The organism is Mammaliicoccus stepanovicii, assembly GCF_002902525.1.
In the GTDB taxonomy this organism is placed as follows: Bacteria; Bacillota; Bacilli; order Staphylococcales; family Staphylococcaceae; genus Mammaliicoccus; species Mammaliicoccus stepanovicii.
This window is the reverse complement of record NZ_PPQZ01000043.1, coordinates 75,035-100,305: the sequence shown is the minus strand read 5'-3', so window position 1 is coordinate 100,305 and position 25,271 is coordinate 75,035. Positions and strand designations below refer to the sequence as shown.

Annotated in this window: 26 protein-coding genes; 4 read left to right on the top strand and 22 right to left on the bottom strand. The window is 32.4% G+C overall.

Annotation, left to right across the window (positions count from 1 at the left end):
* Positions 1–124: 124 nt before the first annotated feature.
* Together CD111_RS07625 and CD111_RS07620 are read right to left on the bottom strand one after the other, a co-directional pair.
* Positions 125–700, bottom strand: coding sequence for an RBBP9/YdeN family alpha/beta hydrolase (locus CD111_RS07625; RefSeq protein ID WP_095085665.1), 576 nt, complete (start codon positions 698–700; stop codon positions 125–127).
* A gap of 20 nt (positions 701–720) precedes the next feature.
* Positions 721–1,086 carry a helix-turn-helix domain-containing protein gene (locus CD111_RS07620; RefSeq protein WP_095085662.1) on the bottom strand — a complete coding sequence of 122 codons (366 nt, stop codon included), beginning with the start codon at positions 1,084–1,086 and terminating at the stop codon, positions 721–723.
* A 278-nt stretch (positions 1,087–1,364) separates the two neighbouring features.
* On the opposite strand from CD111_RS07620, the gene CD111_RS07615 reads away from it, so the two are divergent.
* Entirely contained in the window at positions 1,365–2,285 is a 921-nt protein-coding gene (locus CD111_RS07615) for a nucleoside hydrolase (RefSeq protein ID WP_095085659.1), read from the top strand.
* A gap of 145 nt (positions 2,286–2,430) precedes the next feature.
* On the opposite strand, the gene CD111_RS07610 is transcribed toward CD111_RS07615, so the two are convergent.
* Both CD111_RS07610 and CD111_RS07605 read right to left on the bottom strand, forming a co-directional pair.
* Complete coding sequence (locus tag CD111_RS07610) at positions 2,431–3,813, bottom strand: amino acid permease (protein WP_095085655.1); 1,383 nt, start codon at positions 3,811–3,813, stop codon at positions 2,431–2,433.
* Between the two features lie 244 nt (positions 3,814–4,057).
* A complete protein-coding gene (locus tag CD111_RS07605; protein ID WP_229726517.1) occupies positions 4,058–5,248 on the bottom strand; it encodes a CynX/NimT family MFS transporter in 1,191 nt (396 codons plus the stop codon).
* Between the two features lie 112 nt (positions 5,249–5,360).
* Here CD111_RS07605 and CD111_RS07600 point away from each other — a divergent pair, with 112 nt between their 5' ends.
* A complete protein-coding gene (locus CD111_RS07600) occupies positions 5,361–5,915 on the top strand; it encodes a helix-turn-helix domain-containing protein (RefSeq protein ID WP_095085652.1) in 555 nt (184 codons plus the stop codon).
* Positions 5,916–5,938: 23 nt separating this feature from the next.
* On the opposite strand, the gene CD111_RS07595 is transcribed toward CD111_RS07600, so the two are convergent.
* Both CD111_RS07595 and CD111_RS07590 read right to left on the bottom strand, forming a co-directional pair.
* Positions 5,939–6,793, bottom strand: coding sequence for a fructosamine kinase family protein (locus tag CD111_RS07595; RefSeq protein ID WP_095085648.1), 855 nt, complete (start codon positions 6,791–6,793; stop codon positions 5,939–5,941).
* A gap of 21 nt (positions 6,794–6,814) precedes the next feature.
* Positions 6,815–7,111 carry a winged helix-turn-helix transcriptional regulator gene (locus tag CD111_RS07590; RefSeq protein WP_095085643.1) on the bottom strand — a complete coding sequence of 99 codons (297 nt, stop codon included), beginning with the start codon at positions 7,109–7,111 and terminating at the stop codon, positions 6,815–6,817.
* A gap of 142 nt (positions 7,112–7,253) precedes the next feature.
* On the opposite strand from CD111_RS07590, the gene CD111_RS07585 reads away from it, so the two are divergent.
* Complete coding sequence (locus tag CD111_RS07585; RefSeq protein WP_095085639.1) at positions 7,254–8,147, top strand: VOC family protein; 894 nt, start codon at positions 7,254–7,256, stop codon at positions 8,145–8,147.
* Between the two features lie 123 nt (positions 8,148–8,270).
* Here CD111_RS07585 and CD111_RS07580 read toward each other — a convergent pair whose 3' ends face one another.
* The 14 genes from CD111_RS07580 to CD111_RS07515 form a co-directional block, all read right to left on the bottom strand.
* Positions 8,271–8,990 carry an epoxyqueuosine reductase QueH gene (locus tag CD111_RS07580; RefSeq protein ID WP_095085636.1) on the bottom strand — a complete coding sequence of 240 codons (720 nt, stop codon included), beginning with the start codon at positions 8,988–8,990 and terminating at the stop codon, positions 8,271–8,273.
* A 174-nt stretch (positions 8,991–9,164) separates the two neighbouring features.
* Positions 9,165–9,524 carry a DUF2200 domain-containing protein gene (locus CD111_RS07575; RefSeq protein ID WP_095085634.1) on the bottom strand — a complete coding sequence of 120 codons (360 nt, stop codon included), beginning with the start codon at positions 9,522–9,524 and terminating at the stop codon, positions 9,165–9,167.
* Positions 9,525–9,597: 73 nt separating this feature from the next.
* Positions 9,598–9,999, bottom strand: a complete 402-nt coding sequence (locus CD111_RS07570; RefSeq protein ID WP_095085631.1) for a PTS sugar transporter subunit IIA — start codon at positions 9,997–9,999, stop codon at positions 9,598–9,600.
* A gap of 18 nt (positions 10,000–10,017) precedes the next feature.
* A complete protein-coding gene (locus CD111_RS07565) occupies positions 10,018–10,875 on the bottom strand; it encodes a PTS system mannose/fructose/sorbose family transporter subunit IID (protein WP_095085628.1) in 858 nt (285 codons plus the stop codon).
* Positions 10,862–11,764, bottom strand: a complete 903-nt coding sequence (locus CD111_RS07560; protein WP_095085625.1) for a PTS mannose/fructose/sorbose/N-acetylgalactosamine transporter subunit IIC — start codon at positions 11,762–11,764, stop codon at positions 10,862–10,864. Before CD111_RS07560 ends, CD111_RS07565 begins: the two co-directional genes overlap by 14 nt.
* 31 nt (positions 11,765–11,795) lie before the next feature.
* Positions 11,796–12,272, bottom strand: coding sequence for a PTS sugar transporter subunit IIB (locus tag CD111_RS07555; RefSeq protein WP_095085622.1), 477 nt, complete (start codon positions 12,270–12,272; stop codon positions 11,796–11,798).
* A complete protein-coding gene (locus CD111_RS07550) occupies positions 12,273–14,057 on the bottom strand; it encodes a glycoside hydrolase family 35 protein (RefSeq protein WP_095085619.1) in 1,785 nt (594 codons plus the stop codon).
* Positions 14,058–14,081: 24 nt separating this feature from the next.
* Positions 14,082–15,023 carry a tagatose 1,6-diphosphate aldolase gene (locus CD111_RS07545; protein ID WP_095085616.1) on the bottom strand — a complete coding sequence of 314 codons (942 nt, stop codon included), beginning with the start codon at positions 15,021–15,023 and terminating at the stop codon, positions 14,082–14,084.
* Entirely contained in the window at positions 15,020–15,955 is a 936-nt protein-coding gene (locus CD111_RS07540; RefSeq protein WP_095085613.1) for a 1-phosphofructokinase family hexose kinase, read from the bottom strand. The genes CD111_RS07545 and CD111_RS07540 overlap by 4 nt, the downstream gene beginning before the upstream one ends.
* An 11-nt stretch (positions 15,956–15,966) precedes the next feature.
* Positions 15,967–17,073: an SIS domain-containing protein gene (locus CD111_RS07535; protein WP_095085610.1), complete on the bottom strand. Its 1,107-nt coding sequence runs from the start codon at positions 17,071–17,073 to the stop codon at positions 15,967–15,969.
* A 74-nt stretch (positions 17,074–17,147) separates the two neighbouring features.
* Positions 17,148–17,858 (bottom strand): GntR family transcriptional regulator, encoded by a 711-nt coding sequence (locus tag CD111_RS07530; RefSeq protein WP_095085607.1) that lies wholly within the window; start codon positions 17,856–17,858, stop codon positions 17,148–17,150.
* A gap of 426 nt (positions 17,859–18,284) precedes the next feature.
* Complete coding sequence (locus tag CD111_RS07525) at positions 18,285–18,734, bottom strand: CHAP domain-containing protein (protein ID WP_095085605.1); 450 nt, start codon at positions 18,732–18,734, stop codon at positions 18,285–18,287.
* Positions 18,735–18,917: 183 nt separating this feature from the next.
* Entirely contained in the window at positions 18,918–20,237 is a 1,320-nt protein-coding gene (locus CD111_RS07520; RefSeq protein ID WP_095085602.1) for an Nramp family divalent metal transporter, read from the bottom strand.
* A 173-nt stretch (positions 20,238–20,410) separates the two neighbouring features.
* Positions 20,411–21,415 (bottom strand): NADP-dependent oxidoreductase, encoded by a 1,005-nt coding sequence (locus CD111_RS07515; RefSeq protein WP_095085599.1) that lies wholly within the window; start codon positions 21,413–21,415, stop codon positions 20,411–20,413.
* A 165-nt stretch (positions 21,416–21,580) separates the two neighbouring features.
* Here CD111_RS07515 and CD111_RS07510 point away from each other — a divergent pair, with 165 nt between their 5' ends.
* Positions 21,581–21,865, top strand: coding sequence for a putative quinol monooxygenase (locus CD111_RS07510; RefSeq protein WP_095085596.1), 285 nt, complete (start codon positions 21,581–21,583; stop codon positions 21,863–21,865).
* 132 nt (positions 21,866–21,997) lie between these two features.
* On the opposite strand, the gene CD111_RS07505 is transcribed toward CD111_RS07510, so the two are convergent.
* Positions 21,998–23,587 (bottom strand): L-lactate permease, encoded by a 1,590-nt coding sequence (locus tag CD111_RS07505; protein WP_095085593.1) that lies wholly within the window; start codon positions 23,585–23,587, stop codon positions 21,998–22,000.
* A gap of 792 nt (positions 23,588–24,379) precedes the next feature.
* A complete protein-coding gene (locus tag CD111_RS07500; RefSeq protein ID WP_095085590.1) occupies positions 24,380–25,192 on the bottom strand; it encodes a MetQ/NlpA family ABC transporter substrate-binding protein in 813 nt (270 codons plus the stop codon).
* Positions 25,193–25,271: the final 79 nt, after the last annotated feature.

Below are 25,271 nucleotides of genomic sequence, written 5' to 3'. Positions count from 1 at the left end.
TATCAAAAAGATTTCGTTTTCCCACCCCGGCAAGGATGACTAGAATTGAAAAAAGCTTGATTTAAAGCATATTTTCAATTCAGTCATCTACTGCCAATATATGACAAAGGCTGGGATGCATCCATTATATCCCAGCCTCATTATTAAATATGTTTTCAACATAATCGCGTACTTCTGGGAAAGTATCGTATCCATCGCGATCACAAAAGTGACCATCATGTTTTAAAGTCACAACTTCAACATTTAAATTTTTAGACATTTTTACACTTAATTCATAAGGAACAGTACGGTCATTATCCCCTGCTATGCTCACGATATAAGGAATTTGTTGAATTATTTTATCATAATTTTGATTAGTTTTATCAATGTAAGGATCTAACTTTTTCAAATTCGGTATTTTTTCATCAAATCCTGCTACAAGCACTAATCCTTTAACATTTAACTCTCCTTCATACTTGGATAAATAATCTAATACTGTAATCACACCTAAACTATGGGCAACTATAATATTTTCTCCGCTAGATAAGTCCATTTCTTGATTAAGTGTTGTTAGCCAGTTTTCTAATACAGGTTCAGTAGGATCAGGGAAATCAAATATATAACTATGAACTTCTTTCAATTGTTCAGTTAACCATTTAAACCAATGTCTATCACTACTAGCATTGTAACCATGTGCAATATATAAATTTTGTTCCGACATACTTCTCACCTTTCAAACATTTAAGTGTATAATCTTAAAATCGCTATAATCATTCCAAATAAAGGAAATGCTAACCACCAGTAATGAGATGCAAACTCCCAACCATTCATAGGTCTATCTCTATCGTGATTTTGATTTCTGTTTAATGGCTCTTCTCTATATGTTTCAATAATTGTCTTCTTTAATTCTTTATCTCCTTTTATTAATTCATCTAAAGAAATATCAAATAAATCACTCATTTGTACAAGTATATCAATTCCAGGATAGGACTTCCCAATTTCCCATTTAGAGACACTTTGTCTTGTCACATGTAGTTTATCTGCCAATTCATCTTGTGACCAACCACTCAGTTCACGTTCTTCTTTGATTTTTTTACCAATGTTCATCATCAATCACTCCTTTTGCTTTAATATAAAACTTAAACACCCTTTTGTCCCGAAGTTATTAATTGCACTACCGCAACCAGGAGTTGCAATCACAGCAAATATCGTACTTATCTCATATATACCCAAAATTAAAAATATTAGCCTCTTTATATAGGTCACTATGCCTTCCGTCTAAAGATAATGAATTAATATGAATAATGGTATTAAAACCAACTGTCGTATTTACTTTGTTATACTTAACTATAATGCTATTTATAAAATCTTAGGGGGAATTGACTATGACAACACCTATTATTATTGATACAGATCCAGGAATTGATGACATTATTGCGATTTCTGCCGCATTAAATTCTGACAAACTAGATGTAAGATTAATTACTTCAATTGGGGGAAATGTTGGAATTGAACATACAACTAAAAACGCTTTAGACATTGTTAATTATTTTAATAAGAATGTGCCTGTTGCTCAAGGCGTTAATAAACCTTTGCTCAATAAATTGTCTACTGCTGAACATGTACATGGACATAATGGCATCGGTAACTATATCATTAACACTTCACAAAATCTAAGCACAATAAGTGACAATGCTGTAAATGCTATGTATAACACGATCATGCAATCTGAAGAACCCATCACATTAGTACCAATTGGACCACTAACAAATATTGCATTACTGCTTTCACTTTATCCAGAAACTAAAAACAATATAAAAGAAATCGTATTAATGGGAGGCGCTGCTGTAGGGGGAAATGCTACACCTGTAGCTGAATTTAATATTTATGCTGATCCACATGCCGCTCATATAGTGTTTAATATTGATATACCAATCGTGATGTGTGGTTTAGATGTGACACGAGAAACGATGATTAACTTTAATGACATAAAGACAATTGAAACCATGGGAGACTTTGGACAAATGATTACCAAAATGCTCGATGTCTATAATGACGTTAATTCAGGTGAAGACCATGAACATATTATTCACGACCTATGTACGATCTTTTATTTATTATATCCAGAAATATTTATAACAGAACAAGCCAACGTTACAGTTATTACAGAAGGACATGCAGCCGGATGTACACTTACCGAATTTAGTCATGAAGGACGAGTAAAAGTCTGCATGCATGCTGATAATAAACAATTCAGAACAAAATTCATTGAATTTGTAAGTAACATTCATAGAAAAGTTAAGTAGAAATAAAAATAATGATGAGCTATTTTGCTAGATTTGTCAGTCTGGCTACTTAGAACGAAAAAACCGTAAAATTCCTTTTCTAAGAAAAGAAATTTTACGGTTTTTATATATATTTATTAAGTTCATTTAAATTTAATGTACAAATTTAATATTCTCCTCTATCTACCTTATGATAACCTCTTAAGAAATAGATAATGCCCATTATTAATAAGAATACTATACCTATAATAACTGAGACTCTTGTTTCACCATTAAATAGCATACCGATTAGGACTAATGTGAAGAAGCCTAATGTAATATAGTTTGTAAATGGTGCACCTGGCATTTTGAACGGATGATCTTTAAGTTCATCTGCATGGTTTCTTCTAAATTGAATATGACTTAATAAAATCATAAACCATGGGACCATACCTGGTAGAATAGACGCACTATATACGTAAACGAATATGTTTTCTGAACCATCAATTATTAACGGTAATACAATGTTTAAAATAACACCAAGGAAGATACCAATAGAAATTGCTAAAACAGCAAAGAATGGTACACCTGTTTTCATAACTTTTGTAAATATTTTTGGCATTTGCCCTTTTTGAGCTAATGTATAAACCATTCTACTAGAACTGAATATTCCTGAGTTACAACCTGACATAGCAGCTGTAATAACAACAAAGTTAATTAATCCAGCAGCAATTGTAATACCTACTTTTGCAAATGTAGCCACAAATGGACTACCTACAGAACCTAATTCATCCCAAGGATAAACAGTAACAATAACGAAAATTGCCCCTAAATAGAATATTAGAATACGCCATATAACTCCGTTTACAGCTTTTTTAATATTTTTTTGAGGGTCTTTAGTTTCACCAGCTGTTATACCGATTAACTCAACACCTTGATAGGATCCAACAACCATTGATAATGCGAAGAAGAAGCCTACGATTCCTTTAGGGAAGAAACCACCATGTTCAGTTAAGTTTCCTAACCCAATTGCGTTTCCATGATTCCCCAACCCGAAGAATATAAGTCCGAAACCTGCAACAATCATAAGGATAATTGTCACAACTTTAATCATTGCAAACCAAAATTCAAATTCCCCAAATGCTTTAACAGACGTTAAATTTGCTGCTGCTAAAGTTACGATGACAATGACACCTGGTATCCATGTAGGCAATTCCGGCCACCAAAATTGCATATATTGACCAACTGCAATGACTTCACTCATACCTACAACAATCCATTGGAAAATATTACTCCATGCTGTTAAATATCCTGCAACTGGATGTAAGTAGTCACTTGCATAGTTTGCGAACGAACCTGTTGTTGGATATAAGTATACTAATTCTCCCATCGCTCTCATCACTAAGTATAAGAATAGACCTGCAACTAAATAAGCAAAGATTGCAGATGGACCTGTCCATTTAATTGTGCTTGAAGCACCCATAAATAGACCTACACCAATTGTCCCACCAAGTGCAATCATCTGTACTTGACGAGAACTCAGGCCTCTTTTTAAATGATTATCTTCCATTATTGATTTGTCACTCCCTGAATATATTTAATGTTTTTTTATTTAATATCTAACATATGGGACAATTATACTATAAAGTTTTATAAAAAAAAGTATAACTTGAAAGCGATTTCCCAAATTTTATCCTTTTTGTGTTAATAAGTTCACATTTTTGTAATATTTCTCTATTTTTAATATTAAGGATATTCAAAAGGCTAATGTTCCATCATTAAGATAGGACATTAGCCTTTTTTAGCTCATACGATTATTTATTGAGCGTGCGTTCTATTGAAGTATTTCGTCCAGCTTGTGAACCAAACACCATAATTAATAATGATGTAACGAGTAATATACTAAACGATGCGTTCCAACTATTCGTCGCATCATGCAAAATACCGAAGAATAGTGGTCCAATTGCTGCGAATAAGTACCCCACTGATTGAGACATACCTGACAATTTAGCAGCTGTATAACCATTTTCAGTTCGTAAACCAAAGAATGTATTCACTAATCCGAATGCTAAACCACTCGCTATACCTATAAAGATAATACCTAAAATAGCCCATTCCGGTTTAATCATTAAAGTGATCACACCTAATACAAAGAGCATACCTGTACCAAACGTAACTAATACTTGTGATTTCAGCTTAACCGCAAATATAGGCGTTACAAATGTAAGTGGAATAATGGCAAGTTGCATTATTGATAAATAAATACCCGCTTCATTTATCGGTATTCCATTACTAAGTAAAAATTCTGGCAACCAATTTATAAGTGAATAAAATATCATAGATTGTCCACCCATCAACAACGTAATTTGCCAAGATAATGGTGATTTCCATACATTTATGTTCGATGTTGATTTAACAGCTTTTATGTTGCTATCATACTTCTTAAGTTGGAATGACCATATAACAACACCTATAAATGTTACGATACCTATTAATCCTATTGCGATATTATAATTAAACTGTTTTACTAAAGGCGCCGTTACATAAGAAGATAAACTTCCAAATATATTCATCGTAACGGTGTAAAATCCTGTCATTATCCCAATTCTTGTTGGAAAATTCAACTTAATAATTCCTGGTGTTAATACGTTCCCAAACGCAATACCTATACCTATTAAGATTGTTCCAACATATAACCATGATACACCTGTAATCGTTCTTAGTATAATACCTAATAATAGTAATAACAATGCACCAAATACTGTACGTTCTAATCCAAATCGGTCACTTATTTTAGCTGCAAATAATGAAATGAATGCAAATGAAAGCAGTGGAAATATCGTGATTAAACTGACTGACGTATTTGATAAACTCAGTGTTTCTTTAATTGATGGTAATGCGATCCCAACTGAAGTTATAGGTGCTCTTAAACTTGCACCAATTAATAAAATACCGAGAAATAACGTCCAATCAATTTTACTATTTCTATTTATATGTTCTGACACATTAATTCTCCTAAATTTTATTTTCTGTTATAATGTACTAAACGTTCGTTATAAAGAATACGTTATATTGTATAATACGTTCGTTATAAAGTAAATAGGAGTGCATTTTATAATGGAAGACATCCATACAATCGTTGCCCATAACCTTTCTCAATATCGTATGCGTAAACAGCTCAGCTTAAATTCTGTAGCTAAAAGTACTGGCGTCAGTAAAACAATGCTCAATCAAATTGAAAAAGGACAATCTAATCCTACGATTACAACACTTTGGAAGATTGCAAACGGACTTCATATCCCCATTTCAGAACTCATTACAAATAAAGATAATAATGTAAGTTGTATATCTAAATCAGACATCATACCAATCTATAACGATGATAAATCTATTATTATTCATCCTTATTTTCCGTATAATATAGATAAAAATTTTGAAATGTTCAATATGGAACTTCATCCCAATGCAAAAATGCATTCTGAAGGTCATCATGAAGGGTCAGAAGAATATATCATTGTTCACAGTGGTACTTTAGAAATATCACTTAATAATCAAACACATATTATTAGAAAAGACGATGCCGTCCACTTTGAATCTGAAACACCACATACATATCACAATATAGGTGATGAGACGATCTTTCTAACCGCTACAATTCAATATCAAAAATAAAAAGTCTGGATACCCAGACTTTTTTATTCTAATATATCCAGCATAGTACGATTTACACTTCCTGCATACATTGACCCAAATTTAACTAGATGAACCATCAATAAATATAGTTCATAATATTTAATGCGTTGGTCAGCACCTTTACTAAGTGGTAAAGCCTCGTTGTAAGCATCATAAAATGCTTGTGTAAATCCGCCAAATACTTTTGTTGCCCCTAAATCAAATTCTCTATCACCGTATAATGGAGACGGATCAAATAATGCCGGTTCTCCATTTGATAAAAACATATAGTTTCCTGCCCATAAATCACCATGCAACAATGATGGTTTACTTGTATGATTTTCTAAGTTTTCTATTATAATTTGTCTAACTCTGTCATAAATTATTAACTCTTCTTTCGTCCATAAACCACGATTAACTATCTCATTTCGTAATTGGTCTAGCCTTTGATACACAAATATTTCTATCCACGAATGTTTCCAGCCATTTTCAAAAGAGATATCTCGACCGTGATAAGGTAAATCAAAACCAAATTTCCCATTTGGTTCATATACACTATGCATTTTTGCAACTAAGCGACCAAGTTCTTTCTGACTACCTTGTCTACCTTCTTCTAAATAATCTAACAGTAAATATGCATCTTGATTTATTTGACCATACCCAACTACTTTAGGTGCTGTTACGTTCGCATCTTCTAACGCTTTCAACCCTGCAATTTCCGCTTCATAAAATTCTTCAGAACGGTTGCGTTGAACCAATAAGAAATAGTATCCATCTTCAGTTCTCACTTTAAACGCTTCATTTACATCACCACCACTTACTTGTGTTATATCTATAATATGCTCAAGTGGTAATTGTGCTTGCCATTCTTTATTCAAGAAAATCACTCCTCAAATTATTTATAGTTTAGATTGCGCTATCGCTTCAAACACTGTTATAATCTCTTTCCCTTGATTAGAAATAGTATAATATATGTTGGGTGGCATGATTTCTTCAATTCTAATATTTAACATGCCATTATTAACTAATAAATCAAGATTCTCTTTTATATACGTTGGGTTATATTCTTTCAATGCTTGATAAATTTCACTTATCTCCATTTCGTTATTCATAACTGTTAACAAAATCATAAGCCCGTAATTTTGACCCATCTTTTCTATTTTAAATTTCAAGTCATGTTTATGATATTCATGCATAGGATTAGCCTCCTTTCACGAATTATATACTGATGGATTTATCGTCAACTTTATCTTAACATATATGTTTTATAGGATATGACATTAAGGTTTACGACCATTTAATTGGGTATTATATAAATAAAAAGAGGAGTTGTTTAGTGTGAATAAACAAAGGATTTTTCCACATTTATGGTTTGACACAGGTTCTAAAGATGCTGCAGAATATTATATGAATGTATTCCCTGAATCAAAAATTTTATCAGAGGTTACGTTATCCGATACACCTTCAGGGGATTCTAAACAAATGTCATTTGAAGTATACAATTATAAATTTATGGCGATTGATGCAGGGCCATACTTTGTAAAGAATCCTTCCATTTCATTTACAGTATTATTTAAAAAATCCGAACTAGACGTATTAGAAAATGCTTGGCACTTATTATCTAAAAACGGAAATATTATTATGGATTTAGATACTTATGACTTTAGTGAAAAATACGGATGGGTAGAAGACCAATTTGGCGTTTCATGGCAATTAATCATTACGGAAGAGCCTTTCGAAGAACGAATTCGACCTTCTTTATTGTTTAACAATGATAATGTTGGACGTGCTGAAGAAGCAATTCATTATTATACAGAAATCTTCAAAAATAGTGAGTCTGTTAGTAAATTTTATTATCCAGAAGGTATGGAACCAAACAAAACTTCATATTTAGCACATTCTGAATTTAAATTAGAAAACCAATATTTTATCGCTATGGATAGTGCTTTTGAATATGATTATAGCTTTAATGAAGGTATTTCGTTAATGATTTTAGTGGATGGTCAAGACGAAATAGATTACTATTGGGATAAATTATCTGCCGTACCAGAAGCTGAACAATGCGGTTGGCTTAAAGATAAATTTGGTGTCTCATGGCAAGTTGTACCGAGCATCATGAACGAATTTGCTAAAAAAGGTACACCTGAGCAAATGCAACGTGTTACACAAGCATTTTTAAAAATGAAGAAATTTAATATTGCTGAATTAGAAAAAGCATTCGAAGGTCAATAAATAATTATTTAATAAGTTTACTGACCTCCCATTCTCATAGCATATCGATTTGGAAGTTATAAATATAAAGAGTAGAACTAAGAAGATTTTAACAATCAACGATTTCTTAGATCTACTCTCTTTTTATTCACAATTTTTTAAAAATGTTAATGCCTGTTTGTTAACTTCTCTTAAATCAATACCTTGTTTCATAGCTGCAAAGACACATCCACAATAACATTGTCGGTAAATATCATAATCATTACATAATGTGATAGATCGTTCATAACCTTTATTCTTCTTAAAGTCGCTCGGTAAATAGTTCGCGCGGAATTCATCTTGTATATTTAGACCGAGGTCATTAATGAGTTGTGCATTTTTCTTAGGAGATAATGTTAACGCACTCGCATAATAATCATACCCATACTTATCTGCCGCGTCAGCTACTAACTCTAATCTCATCTCAAAGCAAGCGGTACAACGCAAGCCGCCTTCTTCTTCATCTGATAATTCTTTGTCTTTTACCATTTTCATAAATTTATGTGGTTCATATGGCGCTTCTATATATTTAACATTTTGATGTTCTCTTTCATTGAACGCTTTAATAAATGCTTCTTGTACTTTCGCTCTCCTTTGATATTCGCTTTTAGGATGAATATTAGAATTCGCAAAATATATCCCTACATCTGCATATTGCGTTAACAACTCTAATGTATATGTACTACATGGTGCACAACAGCTATGTATTAATATACTTGGTCTCACTTCATCTTGTTCCCACTTTGAAATCATTTTCCGCATAACTTTATCATAATTTATTTTCTGGTTTTTCATTTTTAATATTATTTCATTTGCTGAAATCATTTGTCATTCACCTTTTGTAAAAAAATGTTAATTATATTTTAATGGATTCATCTTAGAAATACTAGACAAAGTTTAAATAACATTCGTATTGATGACACCTATGTCGATAAATATGCAACATAAAAAAAGTCTAGGACTAATCAAATATGTCCTAGACTTTTTAAATTTATGATTTTATTTTTCGGTTCTAAAGATGTTTTCTTTCTTCTTACCTCTTGCAAGTTCATCAATGAGTTTATCTAAATATCTGATTTCTTGCATAATAGGTTCTTCAATATCTTCAACTCTATATCCGCAAATAACGCCTTTAATCAGTTTTCTATTTGGATTCATATGAGGCGCTTCTTTAAAGAAAGTTTCATAGTTGGTTCTATTCTCAAGTATTCTTTCTATGTCGGTATCGCTATAACCAGTAAGCCAAGTTATGATTTCATGAACGTCTTCTTTAGTCTTTCCTTTTTTCTCAACTTTATTGATTAAATGTGGATATACACTTGAAAATGGCATTGCATATACTTTTTCTAATCTGCTCATATGACATTCCTCTTTCGTTTAATGATTTCTTTCATTATAAACAATAGTGGATTCATATTGCTAATTATTGATATTATTCGTCATCGTCGTTATTGATATCTTGTAGCAGTTCATTAACATGAACGATGCTTTGTTTTGTTTCGTTTACAATATCAACTTCTTGATCTAACATCTCACCATTTAAATAAGCGATAACCATAGGTAAGTTCATGCCTGCATATAATTTAAAATTTTGCCCTGTCATCAATTCTTTAGAAATGACGTTAGCAGGTGTTCCACCAAGTAAATCGGTAAAGACCGTAATATCATCTTCATCGTTAATAACTTGTTTGAATTTATTTTCATAATCTTCTTTGCCATCATCCGGTAACAATGATACCGTTACAATATTCTCTTGTGGACCTAAGATCATTTCTACACTTTCTTTTAATCCTTCACAAAATGAACCATGACTTGCTAACACTAATTTTCTCATCTATAAAACCCCTGTGAATTAAATTTTTGTAAGTACGCCTAATGCTGATAGAATAACTGTTACAATAATTACGATGAAAATTGCTCTCGTAGAATTCATATGTTTTTTACCTAGCAACCAATAAATACCTAACACGATAACGAGTGGTAATAATTTTGGTAAAATCATATCTAAATTGTTTTGTAGGTTTATAGTTAAATCACCTATCTTTGGTTCCCATGCAACTTGTACTTTAACCATTGTGGCGACTAGTGCCCCAACCATAAATACCCCGAGCAATGTTGCAGCATTTGTTAAAGATTCAAGCTTATGTTGCATTGTTGTAACAAGCGAAATTCCTTCTTTATAAGCAAATTCAACTTGTTTCCATCTAAATACCATAATTGCAATTTGAGCCGCCAACCATATAAATGCACCAATTGGATTACCATTGATCGCCATATTGGCAGCTAAAGCACCAAATATAGAAGGAATTAAGGCAGCAAATATTGAGTCACCAACAGCTGCGAACGGTCCCATTAAACCTAATTTAATACCACTTACAGATTCTTTAGATTTAATTTGTTCTTTTTCTTCCATTGCGATATCGATACCCGTCACAATCGTATTAAAGAAGTTACTTGTATTGAAAAACTGAGCGTGTGTTTTCATCATTTCTTTTAATTCAGGTGTGTCATCTCCGTAAATTTTACGTAATTGAGGTAACATGACATATAAATAACCTGAACCTTGCATACGTTCATAGTTCCAACCTGCTTGGAAGCCTAATAAACTTCTTCTATTAATTTGTCTAAAGTCTTTCTTAGTTAATTTATAATTACCATCTGAAGTTCCATTGTGTTCTTGTTGTTCAACATTTTGGTTAGATTTCGTCATCTTCAATCTCTCCTTCATCGTCATTTTGAGAATGAGTTTCACTCATTTCACCAGGTTTTACTGGCTTAGCTAAGGATGTACGTTTATATTCCATTGCTGCAAAAGCAAATCCTATAAGCGCAATTGCAAGCATTGGTAATGAATTGAATTCTGTATCAAACTTCTTGTCCAATCCTGAAACTGCCGTACCAAGTGACGTCATACCATCAAACATTGATGCAAATATTGCTGTTAATACAAATCCTAGAATAAAGTACATATAATGTTTCTTTATTGGTAAATATCTTAAGAGTATTGCGAAACCTACTGCTGGTAATACAGCACCTGCAGTTGTTAAACCATCGCCCAACCATTTCAAATCTGTGTTTAAGAAATGAACGACCGATTTAACGACTGAACCACCAAATGCTAAAGCTAAGAATACTGGAATCATTCGAGATAATGCCCACGGAATGATACCTGCGACATAATATCTTTCAATTGCTTTATAATTCATTTCTTCTATCTTCGTATCAATACGATGGGCGAAGAATGTATTCGTGAATCTCGCTAGTATATCTGTTTGAATCATTAAACTAGCAACTGGAACAGCTAATGTTGCTATCGCTTGTGTCGGTTCCATTCCAAGTGCAACAGAAAAGGCAACTGCTAATAATGTTCCAGAGTTAGCATCAATTCTAGATGCACCACCAAATGTACCTACACCTAAAATCATCAACTGCATACTACCACCGATTACTAAACCAGTTGTAACGTCTCCCATAATTAATCCCGCGATTAACCCTGCAAATACAGGTTGGCTAATTGAAGAATAAAGATGTAACTCATCCCATATTTGATAACCAGCATATAACGTTAAAAGCAGAACTTGCCACCATAATATTTCCATAATTAAAAACCCCTTTGTTTTTGTCTTTATATTACTGAATTAATGACATGAAATCTTCACTATTATCATTTGGTACCATTTGTGAAACAATTTTAATTCCTTTTTCATGAATTTTTCTAAACGTTTCAATATCTTTATCTGTAACATTGATTGAACGCTTAATTGATCTTGTTTCTTCAGTTTGAGACATGTTACCAACATTTAATGTGTCAATATCTACTCCGTAATTCGCAAGTTCTAAAAATTGATCCGGACCTTTTGCAATTATCATCAGCCTTTGAGAATCATATTTACCATTTAAGATGTTATCGGCTGCTTTTTTAACTGGTAAAACACTTAACTTAACGCCAGACGGTGTTGCTAATTTTAATCCGCTTTTGTCAACTGCACTTTCAGCTACAATATCATCAATAACCATTAAGCGTGTAATATCTAATTTAGTTGTCCATAAATTTGCTACTTGCCCATGTATCAATCTACCATCTATTCTGTTCGCTATAATTGCCATTTAAATCTCCCCTTCAATGTTAATTAGTTTTGGCTTGTCTATTAAGTTTATTTCACTAGAATATTTACCTTCTGTATCAAAGATAATGATTTCATTATGTCCTTCTTTAAGAAAAGCTTTAGAAATATAAAGTGATACTGTAGGTCCAATTTCCCAATATCTTCCGATATTAAAACCATTTACAAGTACAACACCTTTGTTGAAATCGCTTACATCAATATGCGTATTATTCACTTCGGACAAGTTGAATTCATACCTATAAAAGGCTGGCGTATCTTCTTCCCAACTTGATTTAAAGTGTTCTAATTTCAACTTATCAAATTGTATATTGAATTGTTCATAACCTTGAACAAAGTGTAAATCTTGCATTAAACCTTGTCCTATACCTTTTCTTTGTGTGTTTGAAAGTAATTTGTAACCGTAATTTACACGCCCCATATTCTCAACTAGTATATCTATTTTGGGTTGTTCCTTTTCAAGTTCTACTTCAAATGCTTCTCCAATTTCTTGTTGGTATGCTGTATAAACATGTTTGCTATCTACATACATTTTAACTCTATCACGTGCATCTACTATCCTGAACTTTTCAATATTAGAATCCCTTTGAAGTGATGTGCGATAAACCATATAGCCTAATCCATCACTTACTTCTTCCATTGTTTGTGGATAATTAGAATATGATTTTTCAGAAATATCTTCTAATATATTAAACAAACTCACTTTATCTGTAAGTTTAATATTTTCAACTTTCATAAAATCTTTAACTAAAGGTTTTGCTTGTTTAACATTAGGTAACGTTTCCTTAATCATTTGCTGTAAGTCATAATACTTTTGAGTAGGATTCCCCATTTCATCAAGAGGTGCATCATAATCGTATGAAGTAACTTGTGGTAAATCTATTGTCCCTCTTGCTGAACACCCATTCCAAAATCCAAAGTTTGTACCACCATGAAACATGTATAAATTGATATGTCCGTTTGTGATTACTGTTTTAACTTCTTCCGCTAGGTCTTTGCTATCACGTTTAATGATATTGTCACCCCAACGGTTAAACCAACCATCCCAAAACTCCATACAAATAAGTGGCCAATCTTTCTGAAATTCTTGATGATAGTCTTGCAAATTTTTAAAGTTTTGTTCCGTTCTAGAACCAAAGTTTGCAGTTGGTAGTATGTTTTTATCTGCCATACTACCTGCTCGTAACGTTTGTGCCCAACCACCATCAGATGTGAATAAAGGCACTGTTGTTCCATACTTAGTCATTAAATCTTTAATCATATTTAAATATGTTTTGTCTTCACCAAAAGACCCGTATTCATTTTCAATTTGCATTGCTAGAATTGGTCCTTGATGATCTATTTGTAATGGGGTTAATATACTGAATAATGCTTTGTAATATCGGTCTACTTTATTAATAAAAGTTTGATCCGATGTACGTATTTTCATATTTTTATCATTTAATAACCATGCAGGCAAGCCACCAAATTCCCATTCTGCACAAATGTAAGGTGAAGGTCTTATGATGACGTACAGTCCTACTTCTTCAGCTAATTTAACAAAGTGTTGTATATCTTTTTCACCTTCAAATTCAAACTGTCCTTCAAGGGGTTCATGGTAATTCCAAGGAATGTAAGTTTCAACTGTATTAAATCCTAATGCTTTTAAATTGAAAAGTGAATGGTACCAGTCTTCTCTTGGAACTCTAAAATAATGTATTGAGCCTGATAACATATGAAATGGTTCATCATCCAGTAATAGCGTTTTATCTATTTTAAATTGGGTCATATTGTCACTCCTTCAAACGTCTCATTAGCGAATTGGTGTTGCAGTGTTTTGAATTACTTCGTTAAGGGATTCTAAGTTTTGTAATCCTTGAGTTTTCAACCATGTTCTTGCCGCTTCTTCTCCGTGATTCTTCAATTCTGCTGTTCCGTCTTTCCATGTAGCACGACCACATAATACGCCATTAAACTTTGCGCCACTATTTTTAGCAAATTCTAAAGTATCCATAAATTGTTGTGCATTTAATCCCCCACTTAAATAAATATATGGAATCTCTGAAATACTATCTTGTTCTTTAAAGAATGCTTGTGCTTCTGATTTATTATGAATATAATCTGAAGTAAATCCTTCTACAAAATTCATATTCAGTGGTGTTTCAACTTTGATTACATCAATATTGAATCTAGGTTCGTTAAACACTTTCATTGCTTCAATCACTTTGTGAGGTCTTACTTTCGCAAATTCTTTACCTTTTTCATCACCAATTTTTTCATCATAAGTTAATATTTCTAATAAAAATGGTAATGATTCCTCAACAAGTTCTTTACCAATTTCTTCTACGAATTGTTTTTTCTTATTATTTATTTCGTCTGATTCATCTACATCGTAATAAATTAGAACTTTAACACCATCTGCTCCCATTTCTTTTAAACGATGAGCTGTTAATCCTTCAACTAGTCTAGGTAAACGACCTACTTCTGACTTATCATAACCTGTTTGTTCATATGCCAAAATCAAACCTGCATCTTTCGACTTTGCTTGAATACCCTCTTCTCCGAATTCTGGATCTAATAATATACTTGATCCTGCAGGAGATAAAACTTCAGATACTAATTTTTTAAATAATGAAATATTTTCTTCAGTTCCTTCGTCACCAAGAAGACGTTTCATCGCACCCCTTTGATCTACTGCTACCGCTGCAAATATTCCGTTGTCACTTACTAGTTTAGATATATTTTTATTCGTCATGATAATGTCTTAACCTCCACTTTGTTTATAAACGCTTTTACTTGTTCTAAATTAATATGACCAGTCTCTGCTTGCATAGCATTAGATGTCCCACATGCTAGTGCTGTTTTAATCAGCGTAATTGCATCTAAATGACTATCTATTCCAAATGCTATACCTGCAACGGTTGAATCACCAGAACCGACCGGGTTTTGAACTGACATCTTTGATATCGTTGCATGGTAAATGACATCACTTAGTTTAACGATTGCACCTTCAGAACCTAATGTTACAAATACATCTATCCCCTTGAACATACTCATATTTTTCAAAGAATGAATGATTGTTTCATGAGATAAATTAACCTCACCAATCAAATCTTCAAATTCTGATTTATTCGGTTTAATCGCGTGTATATGGTGCTCACTTTCAAGTAATGGCTTTAATTCTCGAGCATTGATATCCAAAATATTATAGCTATCCGTCAGTAAGCTTAAAATATTGCGTAAATGATTTGTCTTAGTATTGTTTATAACATTAGGTGTACTACCACTTATTGTTACTACAGAATATTTGTTTATTTGTCGTTTTATATTATGAATATATCTTTGTTGTTCAACTTCATATATTTCAGGACCTTGTTCTAATATTTCTGTTTGATTTGACCCATCATTTATTGCTATACATTGACGCGTATTGTTTCTTATTTCTACAAAATCTGTTTCTATTCCACGGTTCGACAATGTCTCTTTAATCCAATCACCATTGTTCCCACCTAAATAACCTGTTGCTGTAACATCAGACCCTAACTCTTGAAGTACTTTCGTAACATTGATGCCTTTTCCTCCAGCATTTCTAACGATATGAGTCGGTCTATGTACTTCGCCTATTGATAAATTATCAATTTGATAACTTATATCTATTGACGGATTGAGTGTGTTTGTTAGAATCATAAGCTTCACCCTTAATTGTATGGATATATTGTTACACCTTTAACTACTCGATTTATAAAACCATCGGGACTTGGATTGTCAGGATTTAATCCTAATTGTACTGATTTCTTACTTGCTAATAATTGTCCAAACATTAAGTATACGAGTCCTATTTCTAAATCATTAAATGATTCTAAATTAGAAATCTTAGTTACGTCTTCACCATCTTGATGATCTAATACTAAAATTTCATACTTATTTCTTACTTTACTAACCTCTTCCAATAAATCCGCTTCATATTGTCTCTTGTATAAATCATTACTTCTTAACAAGATGAATATAGTGCCTTGTTTAAGGCCAGCTTTTGGACCATGCCTGAACCCTAATGTAGTTTCTCGTGCTATTTCTATTGATCCACCCGTCAGTTCATTTAATTTCAAGCTCATTTCTCTTGTAAGTTCCCCTAATATCCCAGTACCAACATAGAACACTTTATTGAATGATTTTTTTAACGTTTGATCGGCAAGTGTTTCTATTTGTTCAAACAATGATTCCGCAATTTTATAAAATTCATTTGAAATTTTACCGTTAAATAACAAGTATCCAGCTAGCAACATCGTTGAGAAGCTTGACGTCATAGCAAGTGATTTATCATTTGTTTCTTTCGGTAATATAACTTTAAATACTTTCGATGTATCATCACCTTCATATGTAGCAAGATATCCACACTTGTTATTTGTAACAAACAAATGGTAAACCTTATCTGAAAACTGTTCAGATATTTCAATAGTCGCTTTAGTTTCTGGACTATTACCTGACCTTGCGAATGAAATGATTAAATATGTAGTATCCTTATCCATAAAAACTTCAGGACTTGTAACAAAGTCAGTCGTAGAAACAGATTCAAATTCCAAATTGTCATGCATAGATTTATCAATAGCATGTTTTAAGATATCTCCTACGTATGCAGAAGAACCTGCCCCTGTAAATAGTACTTTGACTTTACCAGTTGTTTCTTTCTCAATACTTTTAATGAATTCATCAAATTGATTTTTCAGTTCTGAAATGATGTTTGCAGTTTTTTCCCACATTTCAGGTTGTTGCCTTATTTCCGTGTACGTGTCAGTCTTATTTAACAATAGACTTACCTCCTATAATGGTAATGTTGTCATAACCAGTTATTGTATATTATCCTATATACTATAAATTTCAATTATATTAACTCGACAGTATATCGATAATCTTTACCGCTCGTTACGCTTTCAGTAAACTCAATAATTTCTTCGTCTACAAAACTAAATCTTTCAATAAACATACATGGTGCACCATCATTTTTTTCCAAACATCTTGCTTGTTCTTGAGTTAACTGTTTAGCTGTTAATGTCTCATAAGCGTGATTGATTTGAATCTGATAATGGTTGTTTAAAGTTTCATATAATGAAACTTTATTAAAATCAAATCGATCTAAGCCTTCGCAATACCTTACTGGTAAGTAACTTGTTTCATAAACAATCGGTCTATCATTTGCCAACCTTAATCGCTTTAATTCATATACTTCTTGAAATGATTTAAGTTGCATCTTCTCTTGTATATACAAACTAGGCTTAATCTTCTGAATACTAATGACTCCTGTACTCGCTTTATCGCCATTTTTCTCAATTTCTTCACTAAAGCTATACAAGTCATTCATCACTTGGTTGTACTGATTCCCTAGCACGAAAGAACCCCTGCCATGTTCTCTTTGAATCATATTGTCCGCTTCTAATTTCTCTAATGCTTCTCTAATCGTAATACGACTCACATCATATTCTTCGCATAGTTTTCTTTCTGAAGGTAATTTATCTCCTTCTTTGTAATAACCACTTATAATCTTCTCTTTGATCATGGTATATACTTGATAATACAAGTGTGTATTTTTAATCATTTCAATCCTTCCTATCCCAACTGGTTATAACCAGTTTAATTATAAATTATTTTTTCGAAATTGTAAACGTTTACCCTTAAATTTCAACTGTTCACATTCAGTTTCTTATTACCATTTATTTGACTCAACCATATTGAAATAATTACAACTATTTATATTATTGACTCACATTCAATATGTACTAACCATTCTTTCTATCTAATAAATATTATTATCTTCTTTCCATAGATTTACAATATTTTTTTACCTTTATTTGGCATCTCGTCCTCAACATGATAAGTTCACGACCTCTATTTGTCATCTAGATAATAGAATGGATTATTTTCAAATTATTAATAGCGCATTTCTGTATTTTCTTATAATAAACAAGCTCATCAAAAAAATAGCCAGGACATGAATTTATGTCCTGGCTATTTATATAGGTCTTTAATATATATAGTTATAATTACGAGCTGAAGCTTTCGAAATGATTCTTGTTCCATATCTAAGAGGTCTATTAAAATTGTATTCTGAAACTTTTACATTCCCATTATTATATACACCTTCAACATATGCAACATGGCCATAATAACCACTTGTAGATTGCATAATCGCGCCTCTCATAGGCGTTCTACCTACTCTGTACCCCGTTCTTCTAGCTGCTGATGCCCAATTTTTTGCATTTCCCCAATTTGAATAAATATATCTTTTTGCAGAAGTTCGTTTGTTAAATACGTACCATGTACATTGATTTTTTGTGTAGTAATTTCTCGTTGCTTTCTTTGCTACTGCTGCATCGGCTTTATGAGTATTAAAATTTGATTGATATGTAATATACAGAGAAGTTAACATGACAATTGTAAACACACACTTTATAACAAATGAATAATTTTTCATATCTGCTCCTATACGCTTTATTTATTCTTATATTAAATTAACCAAAATACATTTACAATACAAAAAGTTGCTTATTAAACTAAGTTTAATACAACTGAAATATAAGTAATATATTTAAATAAAAAACCTCTCATTATACAGCTACTTGTTTCGCATAATGAGAGGTTAAATTAAATTTTATACTTACAAAAATTCTTTAATTGTTTCTATAATTAAATAAATATTCAATACGCTTAGAACAATAGCTAAAATCCAAGATATAATGTTTACCCATAACTTATTAGTAAATTGTTCTCCCATAATTTTCGGATTATTTGTTGCTAATATTAACGGGATAATACTGAAGGGTAAAGCTAAACTTAGGAATACTTGCGTGAAAATAAGCATGTCTTCAATTTTGGATTCGCTTGATCCATAAAACCATAAACATATAAATACTGGAATAACTGCGATAAGCCTAGTTGCAAGTCTTCTAACCCATGGCTTGAGTTTAATTTTTAGAAATCCTTCCATCACAATTTGTCCTGATAATGTTCCTGTAATAGTAGAATTTTGACCTGAAGCAAGAAGTGCAACAGCAAATAAAGTACTCATGACTGCACCGCCAATTGCGCCTCCAACATGTGATTCACTCAAAGCGTGATACAAATCATAGAATCTACCTAATTCTTGATCACTACCGAAGAATAATGCTGCACCAAGCACTAATAATAAACAATTAATCACAAAAGCTATACTCAATTGTATATTTGAATCGATTGTTGCATATTTAATAGCGCTTTTCTTACCGAAATCAGTTCTATCATATTTTCTGGATTGAACAATACTAGAATGTAAATATAAATTATGGGGCATGATTGTTGCACCAATTATTCCTAACGCTATATATAAAGCACCTTTATTCATCACAATATCTGAACTTGGAACAAATCCTGTCAGTAAAGAACTTACGTTAGGCGATGATAAATATACTTCGAACATAAATATTAGAAGTACTGTAAATATCAATACACCAACAATTGCTTCAATTTTTCTAAATCCTAATTTAATAATCATCAGTAAAAGTAAAACATCTAATACTGTAATCGTCACGCCAAGAGCTAATGGTATATTAAATAATAAATCTAGTGCTATTGCACTTCCGATTACTTCAGCAATATCTGTTGCCATAATTGCTAATTCAGTTAATATCCACGCAAAAATACCTAATGGTCTATTTGCCATTTGTTGTGTTACTTGTGCCAAATCCATACCACTGGCAATACCGAGCCTTGCGCTCATACTTTGTAATAACATGGCAGCCGCACTTGATATTAAGATAATAAATAATAGTATATACCCATATTGAGCACCACCTGCCATAGACGTAATCCAGTTACCAGGATCCATATAACCAACCGCTACAAGTAGCCCTGGTCCTAAGTACATTATGAATTTTCTAAATGCATTGGCTGATGCATCAAATGATACTGTTCCATTAATTTCTTCTAAACTTTTCCCCATACGTTCAACACCTCATATTCAAATGATAAACCTAGATTACACTTTTGTAAACAATATTGTTAGGTGCGCCTAATAAATAAATATAAAAATTAAAAACCTAGGACGTGAATGATTAGTCCTAGGCTCAATATATGTTGAAACACTTTCGCACTTCGAGTTATTGTTTAATCTTGTTATTCTGATGCGACTTTTATAACTTGTTTACCAAAATTATCTCCTGTGAATAATTTTCTAAATGCATTTGGAATTTGATCAAAACCTTCATCAATCGTTACCTCTGCTTTAATTTGACCTGCTTGTACCCAACTCGATAATTGTTCACTTGCTGCTTTAAAATCTTCCTCAAATTGCGCTACTATAAATCCCTGCATTAGAGCTTGATTTTTAATTAAAGTTTGTTGAATGCGTGGGCCAATATCAGGTTTTGTATCATTATATGTTGATATAGCACCACAAACTGGTATACGTGCAAATTTATTTAAATGCTTAAATACTTCGTCAGAAATTTCTCCTCCGACATTTTCAAAGTATACATCCACACCATCTGGTACAGCATGCGCTAACTGATCTTTAAAATCATCTTTCTTATAATCAACCGCTGCATCAAACTCTAAAGTATCTGTTATATAATTTACTTTTTCACTACCGCCAGCAATACCAACTACACGAGCGCCTTTAAGTTTAGCTATTTGCCCAACAACTGACCCTACTGCACCTGACGCTGCTGATACTACAACTGTCTCGCCACTTTGAGGTTTACCAATTTGTAGTAAGCCTTGATACGCTGTCATACCAGGCATACCAAGAATACTAAGATATAAATATAACGGTACTTCTCTAGATGGTACGACCGTTACGCGTTGGCTTTCTACTGTGTTAAATTTCTTCCAAGGCAGTACGCCTGTAACATAATCTCCTTCATTTATGTCACTAACGTTGGACTTTACAACTTTCGAAACCATATGTCCTTCTAAAGGCGCATCAACTTGAAACGGAGGGGTATAACTTTTAACATCATACATTCTCCCTCTCATATATGGATCTACAGAAATATAAACTGACTCTAACAATAATTCACCTTGCCCAGGTTCTTGAATATCTATTTGTTCATATCTAAAAGCATCATCTTGCGGAATACCTTCTGGTCTATGTGCTAATACTATTTGTTCATTTTTCATTTTTATCACCCTTTTATCTATATAATAGGTTGCCTTACAATTGAAATTTTATAGAACTCTATTAGCCACGTCAAAAGGTCTGTTCCTAGCTCAAGCTTTATAATATACAAACTCTAGTGATTCTGTCAGAATTTAAATATATTATTTAAGAAAGAAGGAAAATACATGATTATCGTTAATGCCAAATTTGAAGTACAAGATGACTTTATTTATGAATATGAAGAACTCGTTAAAGATTTAGTTAGAGATTCTAAACAAGAATCAGGTAACGTAGCATACAGCCATTTTAAATCTACTGAAGATGAGAATGTATACTTAATGTATGAAATTTGGGAAGATGAACAAGCCATCGCTTCTCACAACAATAGTGAGCATTTCAAATATTTCTCAAGCCAAGTCAAAGAGATTTTAAATGGTCCATTAGATATTAAAGTCAGCCAAACTGTATAGTTACTCTATTGTTTAAACCTTGCTAGAGTTGCTTAAATAAAAAAACATACTATGCTAATTTTACGTAATCTACCTTTTAAATAGATTACTAAACTCAGCATAGTATGTTTTTATTATATATTTCACCTTAAGTTAAAATATAAACATAGTAATAATATATGCACTAATTCCAACTAATAGACAATACAATAATGCAGGAACTAATGTCTTACGGATAACACTGCCTTCTTTACCGTCCATATCTACAACCGCACAAACGGCTACAACATTGTGTACACAAATCATATTACCTGCAGCGCCTCCGATAACTTGTGCAGCTAACACACTAACTGCATCCATACCTACTGCATTGGCTACATTCAATTGAACTGGTGCAAATGTTAATGTTGATACTGTTGCACTACCTGTAATAAATGAACCTAAAGCTCCTAAAAATGGTGCTACAAATAACCATACTGGACCAAATAACGTAGTCATTCCACCTGCAATATATGCAGGCATACTTACTAAATCATTCGTATTCAAACCTGAGTTTGTAAATACATGTACCATTGCTAATGTTGATACTAAAGTAATCCCAGTTATCTTTATTGTGTTAAATGATATAACACTTGCTTTAGCAAATGATTTAAACGATTTACGTTGTATCACAATTGCAAACAGTGCAGCTAGTGTCAATATAGTTCCTGGAGAATATAGTATTTCCCAGTTTGATTTAATTGTTTCAAAACCAAGTATATTTTTCCAAGAAAGGTTCAGTACACTTGTTGTAAATGTCTTAACTGATGGTACTACTCGTGTTAATAGTAATAACAATACTACAATCACATAAGGTGACCAAGCAGCAGCAAGACTCATTTCTACTTTTTCATCTGATACTTTAAAATCTTTCGCCATTGCATCTTTCCAAATATTTTTTGGAATTAGGATATTCTTCTTAGCTGTAAATACTGCAACCATTATTGTTGTTAAAGATCCAAGTATTGAAACAAATTCCGGTCCAAATAAATTAGCGTATAGAAATGCACTTGCTACGTATGTAATGCCGATTAACAATGTCCAGGGCATAATTTCCAGTATATGTTTAAGTTTGTTCTGCTTACTTGTAAATAAAATCATTGTCGTCACAATAATAAATGGTATAAATATACCACTAAGTAAATCGATAGCTGTAATACGAATCGCTGTATTATGGAACAGTTCAGTATTAGCATTTTCAAGCGTACTCAGACCAACAATAACGGGAGTACCTACCGCTCCAAATGATACAGAGACACTGTCTGCTATTAAAGCTGTAGCTACAGCTGCCATTGGTCTAAATCCTAAAGCAAGCATAAGTGGTGCAGTGACCATTGCCGGTGTCCCGAATCCAGCAGCACCTTCTATTAAAGCACCGAATAAAAACGCTACAATTATCACTTGTACTCTCATATCACTAGAAACACTTTGGAAACCTAAGTTAATGCGATTTACAGCGCCAGTTTCTTTTAATGTATTTAATAAAACAAGTGCACCAAATAATATAAGTAATATTGTAATTGTTTTATGTGTACCTTGTAAGAATGAAGCAGCAATAACTTTTCCATCCATACCCCATACTGACATACCTAAGATGATGACAACAATAGCGCTAATTGTCATACCTTTAAGTGCTGACATACGGAGTAAAACTAATAATAAAAATGGTACAATAACAGCACTTAATGCAACTAGCATTAACATAATACCCCTCCTCATAACACAACAGGTCATATGATGACTGTTTGAGTTTGTAAGAAAAATATAGCACATATAGGAAACGCTTACAACTAGAAATTTTATAATTTCTTTATTTAATTTCTTTGTGATTTATTGCACAATTTCATACTTAAAAATTTAAGCTTCTCTAGTATTTTTTACCATGCTATTTTAACTATATTATGACCCAACATACATATTTTGGGCATGTAAGTTCATATGCTTATTCATTTCGAGATATCCTTTATGCCCTTGAATCATGACTTTGCCTATTTCGTGGATTAACTTCCGAGTTATTCCATGACTTTGCCTATTTCGTGGATTAACTTCTGAATTATTCCATGACTTCCGCCATTTCGTCGATTAACTTCAGGGTTATTCCATGACTTCGCCCTTTTCGTGGATTAACTTCCGAGTTATTCCATGACTTCGCCCTTTTCGTGGATTAACTTCTGACTTATTCCATGACTTTGCCTATATCGTGGATTAACTTCTGACTTATTCCATGACTTCGCCCTTTTCGTGGATTAACTTCTGACTTATTCCATGACTTCCGCCATTTTGTGGATTAACTTCTGACTTATTCCATGACTTTATAGTATCTACCAAAAGTTGAACCGCAATTTATCCATTAAAGGAGTGGAATCATGAAAAAACGAGAAAATCACTTTTCATCATGATTTTCTCGTTTTGGATAAGCTTGATATGAACTATGTCATAGTCTCGTTCCATTTCTCAGACCTTATAGTTGTAGTTCTTAAATATATGTTTGTTCAATTATTTCTCGTACGGAATAACGTTATCGCCGTATTCTTTATTAATGAAGTTTTTCATATCTTTAGATTGTAGCACTTTGATTAACTTCTGATATTTCTTATCATGCTTATGTCCTTCTTTAACAGCTAGAATATTAGCAAATGGTGAAGACTTACCTTCTATTTCTATAGCGTCTTTCACAGGTGTCAGTCCATTATCAATCGCATAATTTGAATTCATGATAACTAACTCACCTTCTCCACTGTTATACGTTTTTGGTAAAAATTCTGCACCTTGTTTGTTATTAAATTTTAAGTGTTTTTTATTTTCTACTATATCGTCAAATTTAGCATCTTCTATTTTAACACCTGGTTTAATCTTGATTAACCCTTCTTTAACAAAGAATGATAGGAATCTTCCTTCTTCTGCTGGATTATTTGATACATAAATTTCAGCATTATTTGGTAAGTGTTTTAAATCTTTATGTTTTTTACTATATACACCCATTGGCGTAGTAAACACTTTGCCTACTTCTTCTATTTTATAGCCGTGTGTTTTCTTTTCTTCTTTTAAGTAAGGAACATGTTGGAATAGATTTGCATCCACATCTCCTTTATGTAGTAATTTATTTGGTACTTTATAGTCATTTACCGTTTTGATTTCTAGATCATAGCCTTCTTCTTTCATTTTTTCTTTAGCATGTTCTAATACTTCTCCATGTGGTGCTGGTGAAGCTGCTACTGTAATTTTCTTCTCATTATCATTTGATTTTCCACATGCAGTTAATACGGTTACCAACGCTAAGCTTATTAAAAACAATATTGATCTCTTCATATATACAATCCTTTCTTTGTGCCAATTTATATATAAATAAAAAAACTTTCTCTAAAATTTAGAGAAAGTTAGTTGAACT